Origin of the sequence: Rhizobium hidalgonense (assembly GCF_002914525.1) — a bacterium.
Taxonomy (GTDB): domain Bacteria; phylum Pseudomonadota; class Alphaproteobacteria; order Rhizobiales; family Rhizobiaceae; genus Rhizobium; species Rhizobium hidalgonense.
Window position 1 is genome coordinate 45,779 of sequence record NZ_LODW01000063.1, and the last position, 14,847, is coordinate 60,625.

The 14,847-nt window shown below is 61.8% G+C and carries 14 protein-coding genes and 1 pseudogene; 8 read left to right on the plus strand and 7 right to left on the minus strand.

Features of this window, described 5'->3' with window-relative positions; genetic code table 11:
* Positions 1–2 precede the first annotated feature (2 nt).
* Genes ATY29_RS20620 through ATY29_RS20630 form a run of 3 tightly spaced genes read left to right on the plus strand, consistent with a single transcriptional unit; the run spans position 3 to position 1,599 of the window.
* Complete coding sequence (locus tag ATY29_RS20620; RefSeq protein ID WP_003565694.1) at positions 3–503, plus strand: ureidoglycolate lyase; 501 nt, start codon at positions 3–5, stop codon at positions 501–503.
* Complete coding sequence (gene uraH / locus ATY29_RS20625) at positions 500–856, plus strand: hydroxyisourate hydrolase (RefSeq protein WP_003565692.1); 357 nt, start codon at positions 500–502, stop codon at positions 854–856. Before ATY29_RS20620 ends, uraH begins: the two co-directional genes overlap by 4 nt.
* Positions 857–858: 2 nt before the next feature.
* Positions 859–1,599, plus strand: coding sequence for a metallophosphoesterase family protein (locus ATY29_RS20630; protein WP_003565690.1), 741 nt, complete (start codon positions 859–861; stop codon positions 1,597–1,599).
* 22 nt (positions 1,600–1,621) lie between these two features.
* On the opposite strand, the gene ATY29_RS20635 is transcribed toward ATY29_RS20630, so the two are convergent.
* The 4 genes from ATY29_RS20635 to ATY29_RS20650 all read right to left on the minus strand — a co-directional run bounded on the left by ATY29_RS20635 (position 1,622) and on the right by ATY29_RS20650 (position 5,905).
* The gene (locus ATY29_RS20635) at positions 1,622–3,376 is read right to left on the minus strand and encodes a flotillin family protein (RefSeq protein WP_003565688.1); all 1,755 of its coding nucleotides are present in this window, start codon (positions 3,374–3,376) and stop codon (positions 1,622–1,624) included.
* Positions 3,373–4,020, minus strand: coding sequence for an OB-fold-containig protein (locus ATY29_RS20640; RefSeq protein WP_003565686.1), 648 nt, complete (start codon positions 4,018–4,020; stop codon positions 3,373–3,375). The genes ATY29_RS20635 and ATY29_RS20640 overlap by 4 nt, the downstream gene beginning before the upstream one ends.
* Positions 4,021–4,025: 5 nt before the next feature.
* Positions 4,026–5,183, minus strand: coding sequence for a PspA/IM30 family protein (locus ATY29_RS20645; protein WP_097537192.1), 1,158 nt, complete (start codon positions 5,181–5,183; stop codon positions 4,026–4,028).
* Between the two features lie 110 nt (positions 5,184–5,293).
* On the minus strand, positions 5,294–5,905 hold the full coding sequence (locus tag ATY29_RS20650) for a CDP-alcohol phosphatidyltransferase family protein (protein ID WP_097537193.1): 612 nt from the start codon (positions 5,903–5,905) through the stop codon (positions 5,294–5,296).
* A 202-nt stretch (positions 5,906–6,107) separates the two neighbouring features.
* On the opposite strand from ATY29_RS20650, the pseudogene ATY29_RS20655 reads away from it, so the two are divergent.
* From ATY29_RS20655 to ATY29_RS20665, 3 genes and pseudogenes are all read left to right on the plus strand, one after another.
* Positions 6,108–7,892: pseudogene (locus ATY29_RS20655) on the plus strand (bifunctional alpha/beta hydrolase/class I SAM-dependent methyltransferase).
* 9 nt (positions 7,893–7,901) lie between these two features.
* Positions 7,902–9,230 carry a phosphatase PAP2/dual specificity phosphatase family protein gene (locus ATY29_RS20660; RefSeq protein ID WP_097537194.1) on the plus strand — a complete coding sequence of 443 codons (1,329 nt, stop codon included), beginning with the start codon at positions 7,902–7,904 and terminating at the stop codon, positions 9,228–9,230.
* Complete coding sequence (locus tag ATY29_RS20665; protein WP_025416790.1) at positions 9,227–9,667, plus strand: hypothetical protein; 441 nt, start codon at positions 9,227–9,229, stop codon at positions 9,665–9,667. Before ATY29_RS20660 ends, ATY29_RS20665 begins: the two co-directional genes overlap by 4 nt.
* Positions 9,668–9,736: 69 nt before the next feature.
* On the opposite strand, the gene ATY29_RS20670 is transcribed toward ATY29_RS20665, so the two are convergent.
* From ATY29_RS20670 to ATY29_RS20680, 3 genes are all read right to left on the minus strand, one after another.
* On the minus strand, positions 9,737–10,879 hold the full coding sequence (locus tag ATY29_RS20670; RefSeq protein WP_097537195.1) for an alpha-hydroxy acid oxidase: 1,143 nt from the start codon (positions 10,877–10,879) through the stop codon (positions 9,737–9,739).
* A gap of 121 nt (positions 10,880–11,000) precedes the next feature.
* Positions 11,001–12,308, minus strand: a complete 1,308-nt coding sequence (gene guaD / locus ATY29_RS20675) for a guanine deaminase (RefSeq protein WP_097537196.1) — start codon at positions 12,306–12,308, stop codon at positions 11,001–11,003.
* The gene (locus ATY29_RS20680) at positions 12,305–13,543 is read right to left on the minus strand and encodes a urate hydroxylase PuuD (protein ID WP_003565670.1); all 1,239 of its coding nucleotides are present in this window, start codon (positions 13,541–13,543) and stop codon (positions 12,305–12,307) included. The genes guaD and ATY29_RS20680 overlap by 4 nt, the downstream gene beginning before the upstream one ends.
* Positions 13,544–13,660: 117 nt before the next feature.
* On the opposite strand from ATY29_RS20680, the gene ATY29_RS20685 reads away from it, so the two are divergent.
* Both ATY29_RS20685 and ATY29_RS20690 read left to right on the plus strand, forming a co-directional pair.
* Positions 13,661–14,347 (plus strand): Type 1 glutamine amidotransferase-like domain-containing protein, encoded by a 687-nt coding sequence (locus ATY29_RS20685; RefSeq protein WP_025416787.1) that lies wholly within the window; start codon positions 13,661–13,663, stop codon positions 14,345–14,347.
* Positions 14,348–14,510: 163 nt separating this feature from the next.
* On the plus strand, positions 14,511–14,843 hold the full coding sequence (locus ATY29_RS20690; protein WP_003565666.1) for a hypothetical protein: 333 nt from the start codon (positions 14,511–14,513) through the stop codon (positions 14,841–14,843).
* Positions 14,844–14,847: the final 4 nt, after the last annotated feature.

A 14,847-nucleotide genomic window follows, 5' to 3' on the forward strand; every position in this document is an offset into this window, starting at 1 on the left:
CCATGCCCAAATTTCTCGACATACGCCCGCTCACCAGCTCCGCCTTCGCTCCCTTCGGCGAGGTGATCGAAGCCGATCCGGCCTCGATGCGGCTCATCAATGGCGGCACGACCGAACGGTTTCACGCGCTGGCCGCAGCGGAGGCGGCGGGCGAGGGCGCCCGCGTCATCATCAGCCTGTTTCGCGGCCAGCCGCGTTATTTCCCCTATGACGTCGACATGATGGAGCGCCATCCTTTCGGCAGCCAGAGTTTCTCGCCGGTTTCCGGCCATCCATTTCTCGTCGTCGTCTCCGAGGACGAGAGCGGACGCCCGGGCAGGCCGCAGGTGTTTCTGGCGCGTGGGGACCAGGGGGTGAACTACCGCCGTAACATCTGGCATCATCCGCTGATGGCGCTCGGGCAGGTCTCCGATTTCCTGGTCGTCGACCGTGACGGGCCTGATAATAATCTGGAGGAATTCTTCTTCGAAACCCCCTTCATCATCAGAGAGCCAGCCCTATGACCGGACTGACCACGCATGTTCTTGATACCGCCCTTGGCAAGCCGGCCGAACGGCTCAGGATCGATCTTTTTCAGCTCGACGGCGAGGTCCGCAGACATCTGAATACGGTCGAGACCAATGCCGACGGCCGGGTCGACGGCGGCCCTATTCTCGTCGGGGAAAATTTCCACGTCGGAACCTACGAACTTGTCTTCCACGCCGGCGATTATCTGCGCCGCACCGGCACGCCACTGCCGCATCCGGCCTTCCTCGATCTCGTGCCGATCCGCTTCGGCATTGCCGATGTCGCGGCGCATTACCATGTGCCGCTGCTGCTTTCGCCCTACGGCTACTCCACCTATCGAGGCAGTTAACGATGCGTTTTGCCGCGATCGCCGACATTCACGGCAACCATCTGGCGCTTGAAGCGGTGCTTGCGGATATTCAGGCGCAGGGCCTCGAGGAGATCGTCAATCTCGGCGATTTCTTCAGCGGCCCGCTGGAGGCCGCCCGGACGGCCGATATGCTGATGCCGCTTGGTCTGACCTCGGTCCGCGGCAATCACGACCGCTATCTGATCGAGCAGGATCCGGCCGCCATGCATGCCTCGGATGCGGTCGCCTACGGTCAGTTGACGCCATCCCATCTCGATTGGATCCGCAGCCTGCCGTTCGATGCCGTCTATCGCGGCGAGGCCTATCTCTGCCACGCGACGCCGAAGGACGACAATCTCTATTGGCTGGAAGCCGTCTCGCCGGAGGGCATCGTCTCCCTTAAGCCGATCGAAGCGATCGAGGCGCTGGCCAAAGGCATCGACCTGCCGCTGATCCTCTGCGGCCATAGCCATGTGCCCCGCGCCGTCCGCCTCTCCGACGGCCGGCTGATCGTCAATCCCGGCAGTGTCGGCTGCCCGGCCTATGACGACGTCCTGCCTTATTACCACAAGGTCGAAGCCGGCCATCCGCTGGCCAGCTATGCCATTCTGGAAAAGATAGCTGGGGGATGGACATGGCAGTTCAGGAACGTCGCCTATGACCATCTGGCGATGTCGGCACTGGCCGCCGAAAGGGGCCGTGCCGACTGGGCGAGCGCGTTGGCGGCAGGCTGGGTGAAATAGCCCGGGCTTGTCCGCGCTGCGATCACTCCTTCTTCGGTGCCGGCGGGATGATCGTCTGTGCCGGGGCTGCCGGCTTTGCCGAAGCCGTGGCTGGTATCGCAGGCTTTGCGGGAGCCGCGACCGGCTTTGCCGGTTTTGCGCTATCGAGATTTCCAAGGAGCGCTGAGATCGCGTTATCGCCGTCGAAGCCCGCTTCCCGCAGCAGTTTGTCGAGGATCGGCTTGTTGGCTTGGTATGCAAGCAACTGGCCGGCCAGTCCTTCGCCCATGCCGATGCCGCCTTCTCCGTTCGCGCCGTTTCCGCGGCCGAGCATGCCGCCAGTATCGAAGATCCTGATGTCGGAGATCTTCTCGATCGGCTTGACCGCCTCGGCAAGCGCCTCGGGAATGATGCGGATACGCTCGCGGGTGATCTCGAACTCGATGATGGTCTGGCTCAGCTTGTTGCGGGCTTCGTTGAGCAAAGCCTCGCTCTCAGCCTGAGCCCGACCGGTTTCGAGAACGCCCTTGGCCTTGATGATCGCCGCATCCGCTTCGGCGTTCGCCAGCGTCTTGATGGCTTCGGCCTGGTCGATCGCTGCCTGTTTCTCGGCCTCGGCGCCGACGGTGACGGCGGTCGCTTCGGTTTCGGCCTTCTTGCGCGCGTCGATCACGGCAATCTGTTTTTCGCGCTCGGCAATTTCGATCGCCTTGGCGGTGCCGACCTTTTCCTCTGCCGCGATCGCTAGCGCCCGGGCGGCTTCGGCGGTGGCCTTCGCCTCGGATTCCTCGCGGCTTTTATTGGCGACGGCGATCGCGCTTTCCTGCGCGACGATCTGAAGGTCGCGCTTGGCTTCGGTTTCGCGTTGCTGGACGGCGCGGGCCGCGTCGATGTTTGCGCTTTCGCGGGCCTGCTTGGCAGATGCCTCGCGTTCGGCGATCGCCTGTTCGGAGGCGATGCGGGCCTCCTCCTCGGCGCGTTTTGCCGCCTGTTCCTGCTGGGCGGTTTCGGCGCGGGTCGCTGCGGATTTGTTGGCGATGTCGCGTTCCTGGCTGAGCTCGGCTTCCCGCTTGGTCCGCTCAATGGTCAGCGATTGCTGCCGGGCTTCCAGATCTTTCTGGGCGATGGCGACTTCGGTGTCGCGAACGATCTCGTTGCGTTCCTTCTTGCGGCCCTCGGTGATGCGGGTCAGGGCGGCCAGACCTTGCGCATCGAAGAAGTTGTTGGCGTTGAAATGCTTGATATCGGTCTGGTCGAGGCGGGTCAGCGACACGGATTCGAGCTCGAGGCCGTTCGATTGGAGATCGGCGCCGACAGCTTCCTGCACGGCCTTGACGAAGTCCATGCGCTGTTCCTGCAGCGCGTCGAGGTTCATCGTTGCGGCCACCGAGCGGAGGCCGTCGACGAATTTCGCCTCGATCAGGATGCGGAGAGCCTCGGCGTCGTTGGTGCGATTGCCGAGTGTCTGAGCTGCCAGCGCAATCGAGGAAGCATCGGGTTTCACGCGCACATAGAATTCGGCGCCGATATCGACGCGCATGCGGTCCTTGGTGATCAATGCATCGCCTTCGCCGCGGCGAACCTCGAGCCGCAGGGTCTTCAGGTTGACCCGGGCGGTTGAATGGAAGATCGGCAGGACGACGGAACCGCCGTCGAGCACGACCTTCTGGCCGCCGAGACCGGTGCGCACATAGGCCTCATCGCGGCTGGAGCGCGTATAGAGAGAGGCGAGGACAAAGCCGATGCCGAAGATCAGAACGATGCCAATTCCGGCCGGCAGAATAATATCATACATCATGGCTTCTCCCTGAAAGATTGATTGTCCGCTGCGGCGGGGTCCGCCAGCGCGGGAATGGCGATAAATACATCTGCCGTGCGGTCGACGAGGAGAACCTCGGCGCCGACCTTGAGAGGCTCCTGATCTCTGGCGGCCTTGGCTCTCAGCACGTGCCAGTTTCCGTGCTGGTCCTTGACGCGCACGCGCCCGGGCAGCCCCTGATCGAGCGGGCCGAGCGAGACTTCGGCGGTCCGGCCGATCAGTGCGTCGAGATCGACGGCATAGGTCTCGTCGTGTGGAACGATCCGCGCCACCGTCCGGCTCGACGCCCTGACCATGGGGACGGCGACCAAGATGGCGGGAATGGCGGCGACGGTGGCAGGAAGCGGCGCCCAGAAGGCGTTGGCGACGGCCTGTATGGCAAAGCCCGTCATGGCGAAGAAGCCGAGCGCCAGCATGATGAGGATGAGCAGGGGAACGCCGCCGACATTGAGCCAGGATAGATAGCCCGAAAACCCGTCATGGCCATGGAAATCCGGTTTTCCCAGAAATTCCATGATCGAAAAACCCATGACGGTCGCGAGCATCTCGATCGCGGTCAGACCTGCGAGCACAGCGGCGGCGATGGCGAAGGGGGCACATTCGGGGGCGAAGAGAAGTGCCATCGGCGTTACCGGTTATCCGCCTTGAAGCGTGCGAGGCGCGCTTCGATCGCCTGTTCGCGGTGCAACCGGTCGAGTTCGTCCAATTCGGAACTATTAGCATGCTCACCCGAGGGAACGCCAGTCAGCCGCGAGACGGCCGCCGCAGCGCGGGCAGCATCGACACCTGGCGCGGGCCGGCTGTGACCGGGTGCGGCGTCTTCGGGATGCCTGGCGACGCTGCGCTTGAAGTCGGCAAGACGGGCGTCGGCCTCGCGGCGCGTGGCGAGCACGGCCTGCAGGGCTTTCTGACCTTCGTCCAGCTGTTGCCTGGCATCGGCCAGAGCCTTGTCGAGTGCGGCGATCTGGGATTCGAGATCGATCTGGCGGGCGACGCCAGCCTTTGCCAGGTCATCGCGTCCCGAAGAGACGGCGAGGCGGATCTTCGCATCGAGCGCGTTCATGTCTGCGACGATCTCGTCCCTGCGGCTCTGGATGCGATATTCCTCGGCGCGCGCCTTGCCGAGATCGGTGCGGGCTTCCTCCGCCGCCGCATCGATCTCGCGGATCGCCTGTTCGATGACGGCGATCTTGTTAACGCCTTCAGCCTTGTCGACCGCTGCATTGGCGATGCCCGCGATCAGGCGACCCATGCGGGAAAGAATGCCTTCATTCGTCATGTTTTCCTCCATCCGAGCGGAATTCGGCGTGACGCCGATGTGAATCTCGTAATGATCCTGGCCGGCCACAAGGTAGGCGGGAAAAATACTCTCCCACCCCTTGCTATAACCCGCGACATCGAAGGGCACGGCAACGCGTCCGTGCACCGTGGCGATGGTGAGGTCCGAGGGGCCCTTGATGGCGAAGAGTTTGTCATCGAGCGGCAGAAGCGGCGGATCGGCGGCCGCGCCGCGATTGGCAGCGAAATCGCGAAGGCCGAGCGTCACCAGCCGTGCCGGCAGGCCGGTCTCTACGCGGACGGTTTCATAGGCAATGTCATGCAGCACGACCAGATTGGCACCGGCTCTGTCGTCGATCAGTTCAGCCAGGATGTCGATCATCCTGCGATAGGCAGCGACAGTATCGTCCAGCGCCCGACGGGCATGATCATCCGGCGCCAGCGTGTAGCGCAGCAGCGAGGGATGCGGTGTTTTGCCTGTGTTCGCCATAGGGTAAACATAAAGCACCGCTTTAGTGCTTTCAAGATGGCGCGCTAAAAATACAACCTAAGTTTAACATGCAGTTAAAAGGAGAGAGCAAGTTGCGGCGATGGAACCGGCAGCGGTCGGCTCGCTCCCTATCGCGCGGCCGCCTGCGCCTCGCGAATACCGGCTCTGATGCGGTTGATGATGGTCCAGACGAGAAGCAGAGCCACCATTGCCCAAAGCCACGAACTCCATGGTGCAAACCTACCACCAACCGCGATAAAGATGCCGAGGGCGCCAAAAAGCACCGCACGGTCGCTCTTGCCCAGCGGCCCGTCGTAACGTCGGCTTGCGCCGACCGTTTGACCCAAAATGCCGGCAAATTCCGTCAGCGCCGAAAGGAATATGACTGCTATCGCCGGCATTACACCGTTCGGATCGATGAGCGCAAACGGCACATACAGTGCGACATCCGAGACGACATCACCGATCTCGTTCAGATACGCGCCCAAAATGCTCTTCTGCCCATGTTCACGCGCGAGCATGCCGTCGATCGCATTGAGGCCCATGCGCAGGAGAAACCACACAGGCACCAGCAGGAACCAATGCGGAAGTGGGGCGATGCTCAGGAAAAGGCCAAGTGCAACCGAGACGGCGGCGGCAACTGAAGTCACCTGATTGGCGGTGACGCCTCGTGCCGCGAGCGAGCGCACCAGAGGGCGAAGAATATTCTGAAACCGGGACTTCAATTGATAAACAGACATGCGACCTCAGTGGAATTTCGCGGCATTTGAACAGTCTATTCCGGCTCCGGCAGTGCAGATCGTCGTAACTGTGGGAAAGGCCGCAGTTCATATCGGTTCATGCAAAGGACTTATCATTTGCAACTAGACTTTTGCAATGAAAGCAACTCACTGTTGCCGCCAACGGATGCAACCTATCCACCGCTCAGAATTGGAGACGACCGTGCTGCAGACTGCCGATAGTGTGCAACCGTCCTCGACGGCCAGGCCAATGCATGAATCCGAATTCGCATCGCATGATGGCACTCGACTGTTTTATCGGATGTGGCCTGCGACCGGTGCTTCACCGAAGGGCGCAATCATTCTTCTCCATCGCGGCCACGAGCATAGCGGCCGCGTCGCCCATCTCGCCTCCGAGCTCGGCCTCGATGATTTTGCCTTTTACGCCTGGGACGCACGCGGTCACGGCCGTTCGCCGGGAGAGCGCGGCTATTCGCCATCCTTTGCAGCCTCGGCGCATGATCTCGATTGCTTCGTCCGCCATGTCAGCGAGACCAGCGGTACTGCTGTCGAAGACATCGCCGTTATTGCGCAGAGCGTCGGCGCGGTGCTAGCCACCACCTGGGTGCACGACTATGCGCCGCCGATCCGTGCGCTCGTGTTGGCCTCACCGGCCTTCAGCGTGAAGCTCTACGTGCCTTTTGCCAGGGAAGGCATTGCGCTTTGAGAAAAGCTCAAGGGAACATTCTTCGTCAATTCCTATGTCAAGGCGAGGTTTTTGACGCATGACCCCGAGCGCATCGCCTCGTTCGAAGCCGACCCATTGATCACCCGGCCGATTGCCTCCAACATTTTGTTGCAGCTCTATGAGGCGGCGGCCCGCGTCGTCGGCGACGCCCGCGCCATCACCGTTCCGACCCAGTTGCTGATCTCCGGCAGCGATTGGGTGGTGCGACATGCGCCGCAGCACAGATTTTACGAAAACCTCGGCAGCCGCATCAAGGAACGGCATGTGCTTGCCGGCTTCTACCATGATACGCTTGGCGAAAGGGATCGCGCGATTGCGCTCGCCGAGATTCGCCGCTTCATCGATGCGCGTTTCGCCGAGCCCCGGACGCCTGCTGACCTCAGTACCGCCCATATCCAGGGCTATACCAAGGACGAGGCTGACCGGCTTGCGAGCCCTCTGGACGCCGCATCCCCACGCGGCATCTACTGGGCGCTCAGCCGTCTCAATATCAGGCTCGGTGCGCTGGTCTCCGAAGGCATAAGGACCGGGGTCAAGACCGGTTTTGATTCCGGCTCGACGCTCGATTACGTCTACGAAAACAAGCCGCGCGGGCTCGGTCCTGGCGGGCGGATGATCGACAAGGTGTTCCTCGAGGCGATCGGTTGGCGCGGCATCAGGCAGCGCAAGCTGCACTTGCAGGAACTGATCGACCGTGCGCTGCAGCGCCTGAAGGCAGCGGGCCGCAGTACCCACATGCTCGACATAGCGGCCGGGCACGGCCGTTATGTTCTTGATGCGATCGAGATGGCAGCCGTGCGTCCCGATAGTGCGCGCCTGCAGGACTATTCCCCGATCAACGTCGATGCCGGTCGCAACAGCATTGCCGCGCGTGGACTGGGTGATTTCGTCAGTTTCCGCCAGCAGGATGCCTTTGACGGCGAGGGGCTGGCTGCAATCACGCCGGCTCCGGATCTGGCGATCGTCTCCGGCCTTTACGAGTTGTTTTCCGACAATGCGATGATCACCGCTTCGCTCGACGGGATCGCCCGCGCGATGCGGCCCGGTGGTCTGCTCGTCTACACCAACCAGCCATGGCATCCGCAATTGGGGATGATCGCCCGTGCGCTGACTTCTCATCGCGGCGGCGAGGCATGGGTGATGCGGCGGCGCACGCAAGAAGAAATGGATCAACTGGTCGCGGCAGCCGGTTTCCGTAAGATCGAACAGCGCATCGACCAGTGGGGCATTTTCACTGTCTCCCTGGCCGAGAGAATCTGAGGGCAAAGGGTGGAGAAGGCACGTTCTACCTTTTTGCAACCAGGGCCCGTCCCGAAGCGGGCGGCGCTCTGGCTCGTCTTCCTGGGGCTGTTCTTCTATCTGAGCTATGGCGGCGCCAATTGGCTGGCATCGCAACACGCTCATGTGCCGAACGTCGCCTTCGCATGGGAAAGCGCCATTCCGTTCTTCGGATGGACGATCATTCCCTATTGGTCGATCAATCTGTTCTACGCGCTCTGCCTGTTCATCAACACGACGACACGCGATGTCGATGTGCTGGCGAGACGCTATCTGACGATCCAGATAATAGCCGTCACCTGCTTTATCGCGTTTCCGCTCGAAGCAATCTTCGTGCGGCCGGCAACGAGTGGCCTGCCCGGTTTCATGTTCGCCGTGCTCGGCGGCTTCGACAAGCCGTTCAACCAGGCGCCGTCGCTGCATATCGCGCTGCTGGTGGTGATTTGGGACCATCTGCGCGGCCGGTTGCCGCGCGGGGCACGGCTGCTCTGGCACGCCTGGTGCTTCCTCATCGGCGCCTCCGTGCTGACGACGTGGCAGCATCACGTCATCGACATACCGACCGGCATGCTGCTCGGCCTGTTTGCCGCCTGGCTTTTTCCGCGCGATGCCGGTTCGCCTCTTGCGAATTTTGCAGCGAGGGGCGATCCGAAGTCGCGCCGTCTCGGTATCTATTACCTTTGCAGCGCCGTCGCATTTCTCGGCCTTGCAGCGCTCTGCACTCCGCTGTCGGCCGCAGCGCTGCTGCTGCTCTGGCCGGCTGTTGCGCTGGCGATCGTTGCGCTCGGATATTTCGGCGCCGGCCCGCAGATATTCCAGAAACGCGCCGATGGCCGGGCAACGCTTGCCAGCCGCTGGCTGCTGGCACCCTATCGGCTCGGCGCCCACATCAACATCTGGCTCTGGACTTGGAGAATGCCGGCATCGGTGGCGATCGCCGACGGCGTCCATCTCGGCCGTTTTCCGCGCCGCGATGAGGTCGACCGTTTTGCCACGGTCATCGACATGACCGGCGAACTTCAGCGCCCAAGTGGAACATCAACGCGCTGGTGCAGCTTCCCGACCCTTGACCTTACGGCCATCGACAAGACCCAGACGCTCGCCGCGGCGAACCTCATCGAGGCTGCGCGCCAGCAGGGACCGGTTCTCGTCTGCTGTGCGCTAGGCTTCCAGCGGAGCGCTGGCGTCATCGTGCGGTGGCTGCTCATCAGCCGGTGTTGCGAAGATCCAGCCGAAGCCGTGCGGCTGATCGAACGGGCCGGACGGCGGGTTCATCTGCCGGCGGAAAGCATCCACGCCGTGACGGAGGGCATGCAATGACGGAGTGGAGTAGCACCGCCTCGGCGGTTGCGCGAAATCTCGGCCGCAATTCGATCTTCTGCGGGCTGACAGCGCTGTTGCCACTGATTGCCGGCCCGATCACCGCGGGATATCGCGGTTTCGCTCCGTCGCTCGGCTGGCTCTTGATGCTCGTTTTCTGCCTGATTGTCCTTGCGCTGGCGGTCCATCTTCTCTTCGATGCGCTGTTGTTTCGCCTCGCGTCGAGCCACGAGACCGAGGCCGCCGGTCTTGCCGCCGTCGACAACCTGCTGTCCCGGATGCAGCTTCGCAAGCCAGAGAAGTCGCCGGCTGGCCTGGAGAGGCGGATTGCCGGATCGCGCCGTATCGTCTGGCGGCAGCGTTTTGCACTCGCCGCCTGTCTCGTGATTTTCGCGATCCTGCTGTTCAATGCGGGTGACGGCCAGCCGCTGTGCTGAATTGCATGCTACTGCGTATATCGCAGGTTCGGCCGACGCCGTCTGCCGTTCAGCCCGCGCCGATTTCTCTCAGCCTCGTCCTGATATGATCGACGCGTTCACGTGGTTGATGTCGCGCTTGCCGCAGAGCGCCATGGTGATGTCCATCTCCTTGCGGATGATGGAGAGCGCCAGCGTGACGCCTTCCTTGCCCATGGCGCCGAGCCCATAGAGGAAGGGACGGCCGATATAAGTGCCCTTGGCGCCGAGCGCCACGGCCTTCAGCACATCCTGGCCAGAGCGGATGCCGCCGTCGAGGTGGACTTCGATGCGGTCGCCGACGGCGTCGACGATAGCGGGCAGCATGCTGATCGAGGAGGGTGCGCCGTCGAGCTGGCGACCGCCGTGATTGGAGACGACGATCGCATCTGCGCCGGTGTCGGCGGCGGCCCTCGCATCCTCCGGATCGAGGATGCCCTTGATAATCAGGGGACCGCCCCATTGTTCCTTGATCCAGGCGACATCGGCCCAGGAGAGCCGGGGGTCGAACTGCTCGTGCGTCCATACGGCCAGTGAGGTGATACTGGAGACGTTTTTGGCGTGGCCGACGATATTGCCGAAGGTGCGGCGCTTGGTCTGAACCATCTCCAGGCACCAGAAGGGCCGAGTCGCCATCTGCCAGAGATGTTTCGGGGTGAATCTCGGCGGCGCCGACAGGCCGTTGCGCAGGTCCTTGTGGCGCTGGCCGAGGATCTGCAGATCGGCCGTCAGCACCAGTGCCGAACATCCGGCCGCCTTGGCGCGGTTGATCAGCCCGAGGACAAAATCCTTATCCCGCATCACATAGAGCTGGAACCAGAAGGGGCGCGTCGTCACCGAAGCGACGTCCTCGATCGAGCAGATGCTCATCGTCGAAAGCGTGAAGGGAACGCCGAATTCTTCCGCCGCGCGCGCCGCCAGCATTTCGCCATCGGCATGCTGCATGCCGGTCAGGCCGGTCGGGGCGAGAGCCACCGGCATCGACACAGTCTGGCCGATCATCGTCGTTTCCAGCGTGCGGTCGGTCATGTCGACCATCACCCGCTGGCGCAGTTTGATCCCGCTGAAATCACTCTCGTTCGCCGCGTAGGTCGACTCCGTCCAGGCGCCCGAATCCGCATAGTCGAAAAACATCTTCGGCACACGGCGTTGCGCGCGCTTCTTCAGATCGGCGATCGTGAGCGGAGTGGCCATGAATTGAACTTTCACATCTGAATGCGGCTACCGGCCATAACATGAACTGCAAAAGGAGCGTTATGGGAAACTAGCCGCGTCGGACGGCTTTCGCGTTCCGCTCTGGCAGCGGCCGAGATCGTCAAAGCCTTGCTTTCAAAGCAATACCGGCCACATAGGTCTCAGCGACCGCTCGATCGTCGCCCATCGTTTGCAGCAGGAAGAGTTCCTCTGGCAGCGTCTTGACCACCTCCATCTTCAGCGCCATGGCCGGGGTGGCCGCAGCATCGAGGACGACGAGGTCGGCTTCGGTGCCGGGTTCCAGCGTGCCGATCCGGTCCGAAAGCGACAGTGCCTCGGCGTTGCCGCGGGTCATCAGGTAATAGCTTTCCAGCGGGTTCAGCCGCTCGCCGAGCAGCTGCTGGATCTTGTAGGCCTCGTCCATGGTCTTCAGCATCGAATAGCTGGAGCCGCCGCCGATATCGGTGGCGACACCGATGCGGACCGGCTTTTCGCGGCGCGCCAGCGCCTTCAATGGGAAAAGGCCGGAGCCGAGGAAGAGGTTGGAGGTGGGGCAATGGACGGCGACGGAACCCGTCTCGCTCATGGCATCGGCTTCACGCTCGGACAGGTGGATGGCGTGGCCGAAGAGGCTTTTCGGCCCGAGCAGGCCGTAGCGGGCATAGATGTCGGTATAGTCGATCGCGTCCGGATAGAGTTCGCAAGTGAATTTGATCTCGTCGTGATTTTCCGAAAGATGCGTCTGGATGTGCAGGTCGGGAAATTCGCGGGCGAGCGCTGCTGTCGCTTCCATCTGCGCCGGCGTCGAGGTGATGGCGAAACGCGGGGTGATGGCGACGTGGTTACGACCCTTGCCGTGCCAATCTGCTATCACCTGGCGGGTCTCGTCGTAACCCATCTCCGGCGTGTCGAGCAGACCCTGCGGGGCGTTACGGTCCATCATTACCTTGCCGCCGAGCATGCGCATGTTGCGTTTCATCGCCTCGGCGAAGAAGGCGTCGGCCGAGGTCTTATGCACGGAGCAATAGGCGACCGCTGTCGTCGTGCCGTGGCGGATCAGCTCGTCGTAGAAATGCGTGGCGATCCTTTCAGCATGCGCGCTTTCGACGAAACGGCATTCCTCGGGAAATGTATAGGTGTTCAGCCATTCGAGCAGGTTGGCGGCATAGGAGGCGATCACCTGCATCTGCGGAAAATGCAGATGCATGTCGATGAAGCCGGGCATGATCAGATGCGGGCGGTGGTCGATCTCGGCCGTGCCTTCGGCGGCTTTCGCCTTGACGTCGGAATAGCGACCGATGGCTGCGATCAGCCCGTCCTCGATCAGCAGGCCACCGTCTTCCTCGTAGAGATAACTCTGGCTGTCGGCGAGACTCAGCGGCGCGCGATGGAAAGAGAGGAGCCGGCCGCGGAGAAGGGTCGTCGTCATTGTTTCTTGCCTTCGACTGCGCTTTCGAACCAGGCGACGAGCAGCCTGCGTTCGTCCGGCGTAATATCGGTCACGTTGCCGGGCGGCATGGCATGGCTGCGGCCTGCCTGTATATAGATTTCTCGGGCATGGGCGGCGATTTCCGCGTCGTTTTCGAGGACGACGCCCTTCGGCGGCCGCACGATACCTTCATAAGCGGGCTCGGCGGCATGGCACATGGAACAGCGCGTCGAGACCAGCTGCTTGACGGCTGGAAAATGCGGATCGCCGGCGAATTGCTGGAAGGCGGGGGCGACTGCCGCCGCATCAGTTTCACTGGTCAGCTGTTTCGGCACGGTCGAAAGCCACATGATCAGGATGAAGAGGATGAGGGTGACGATCCAGGTCCAGGTCGGCCGGCCTTTTCTGGCATGGGTGGTGTTGAACCAGTGGCGGATGGTGACGCCCATCAGGAAGACGAGCGCCGCGATCACCCAGTTGAATGCTGTGCCGAAGGCCAGAGGGTAATGGTTCGACAGCATGAAGAAGATGACGGGCAGCGTCAGGTAGTTGTTGTGCAGCGAACGCTGCTTGGCGATCTGCCCGTATTTAGGATCGGGCGTGCGGCCGGCGATCAGATCGGCAACGACGATCTTCTGGTTCGGAATGATGATCATGAAGACGTTGGCCGACATGATCGTCGCGGTGAAGGCGCCGAGATGCACGAAGGCGGCACGGCCGGTGAAAAGCTGCGTGTAGCCCCAGGCCATGAAGACGAGCACGACATAGAGCAACGCCATCAGGCCCCAGGTGTTGCGGCCGAGCGGGGATTTACACAGCAGGTCGTAGACGAGCCAGCCAAACGCCAAAGATGCCAACGAGATCGCGATGGCGACCGGCGGACTGATATCGAGCACATGCCGATCGATCAGGAAGAGATCAGCGCCGCCGTAATAGACGATGCAGAGCATCAGAAACCCGGAAATCCAGGTGAAATAGCTCTCATATTTGAACCAGGTCAGGTGCTCGGGCATTTGCGCGGGCGCCACGAGATATTTCTGGATATGATAGAAGCCGCCGCCGTGGACCTGCCATTCCTCGCCATAGGCGCCGGGCGGCAGATGAGGGCGTTTGACCAATCCGAGATCGAGCGCGATGAAATAGAAGGACGATCCGATCCAGGCGATCGCGGTGACGACATGGAACCAGCGCGCCGCGAAGGCCAGCCATTCCCATGCTATGGCATATTCGTACATCGAGTTCCCCTATCTTCCTCCGACTCGTGACATTGCGAAAATTTTGGCGGAGAGGGAAGAGGAGATTGAGGACTGCACTCACGGGGCAACGTTTGGTGCGATCAAAGGAGCAATGGAATGATCACCGCGCTCTACAGCGATCAGCTCATCGCCGAAAACGCGCCGATGGACCGGCGGCTTGCCGCGCTCACCCGCTCGCGTGGTAACCGCATCGGCTATATCGCCTCCGGCCCGGAGCCGCAGCGGGAGTTTTTCGACGAGAAACGGCAGTATTACGCCCGATACGGGCTTTCCCTCGATCTCTTCGTCGATCTCGACGCGCTTTCCGGCGACGCGGAGATCAGCCGGCTGTTTTCCTGTGACGCCATTCATCTGACCGGCGGCCACACCGGCGATTTCCTGCGGCGGCTGCGTCAAAGCGGCATGCTGGAGAAACTTCGCAGATGGGCATTGGATGACGGCATCCTCGTGGGAACCAGCGCCGGGGCGATTTTGATGACGCCGACGATCGCTGCAGATGCGCTGTTTTCCGGCGGTTCGCCCGATGCGGTGCGGGATGGCGTGGCTCTCGATCTGGTGCCCTTCGAGTTCTTTCCGCATCTGAACGACGATCCCGGTTATCTCCCTGCGCTGCTGCGCTACAGCGAGACGACGGCAAATCCGATTCTCGCCTGCCGGGACGGCGAGGGTCTCATTCTCGGCAACGGGCTCGTCGAAATCTTCGGCACTCCGTTGACGATTTCGGCCGGGTTTGCCGAAGCTGCCGATCGCGTCCGGATCGCCGATCTACTGTCCCGTGCCTAAAAGCTGCCGAGAATGCTGTGCATTATCCCCGCCTTATACTCGATCTGCTAATGTAGCGGATCTTGAAACGATCAAGACTCGATGACAGTTATGTTTAAGGCCGCCGGAATAAATAAGAACAGTTAGATCATCGGCGGCGCATTCATCAACGGAGAAGATGCCCATGCGCAGCATTCTGACGTGTGTGATGATTGCATATGCGTCGCTGGCGACGGCCCACGACGCACCCTCGGGATGGAGTTATGACCCCTATTGTTGCAATGGCGACAGTCATAACGGCGACTGCCAGATGATCCCTTCGAAAAGCGTGGCGGTGACGCCGGGCGGATATCGCGTAACCCTGCTGCCGGGCGATCACCGGCTGGTCACGCATGCTCATGTCTTCCTGCTGCCGATGACGAAAGCGATGCAATCCGGCGACAACGACTATCATCTTTGTCTGTTCCCGAACGAGGATACGCCGCGCTGTTTCTATGCGCCTGAGATGGGGTATTGAGGGC

Coding starts and splice junctions, on each gene's coding strand:
- ATY29_RS20620 (WP_003565694.1), top strand. CDS start 3: ATGCCCAAATTTCTCGACATACGCCCGCTCACCAGCTCCGCCTTCGCT.
- uraH (WP_003565692.1), top strand. CDS start 500: ATGACCGGACTGACCACGCATGTTCTTGATACCGCCCTTGGCAAGCCG.
- ATY29_RS20630 (WP_003565690.1), top strand. CDS start 859: ATGCGTTTTGCCGCGATCGCCGACATTCACGGCAACCATCTGGCGCTT.
- ATY29_RS20635 (WP_003565688.1), bottom strand. CDS start 3,376: ATGATGTATGATATTATTCTGCCGGCCGGAATTGGCATCGTTCTGATC.
- ATY29_RS20640 (WP_003565686.1), bottom strand. CDS start 4,020: ATGGCACTTCTCTTCGCCCCCGAATGTGCCCCCTTCGCCATCGCCGCC.
- ATY29_RS20650 (WP_097537193.1), bottom strand. CDS start 5,905: ATGTCTGTTTATCAATTGAAGTCCCGGTTTCAGAATATTCTTCGCCCT.
- ATY29_RS20665 (WP_025416790.1), top strand. CDS start 9,227: ATGACGGAGTGGAGTAGCACCGCCTCGGCGGTTGCGCGAAATCTCGGC.
- ATY29_RS20670 (WP_097537195.1), bottom strand. CDS start 10,879: ATGGCCACTCCGCTCACGATCGCCGATCTGAAGAAGCGCGCGCAACGC.
- guaD (WP_097537196.1), bottom strand. CDS start 12,308: ATGACGACGACCCTTCTCCGCGGCCGGCTCCTCTCTTTCCATCGCGCG.
- ATY29_RS20680 (WP_003565670.1), bottom strand. CDS start 13,543: ATGTACGAATATGCCATAGCATGGGAATGGCTGGCCTTCGCGGCGCGC.
- ATY29_RS20685 (WP_025416787.1), top strand. CDS start 13,661: ATGATCACCGCGCTCTACAGCGATCAGCTCATCGCCGAAAACGCGCCG.
- ATY29_RS20690 (WP_003565666.1), top strand. CDS start 14,511: ATGCGCAGCATTCTGACGTGTGTGATGATTGCATATGCGTCGCTGGCG.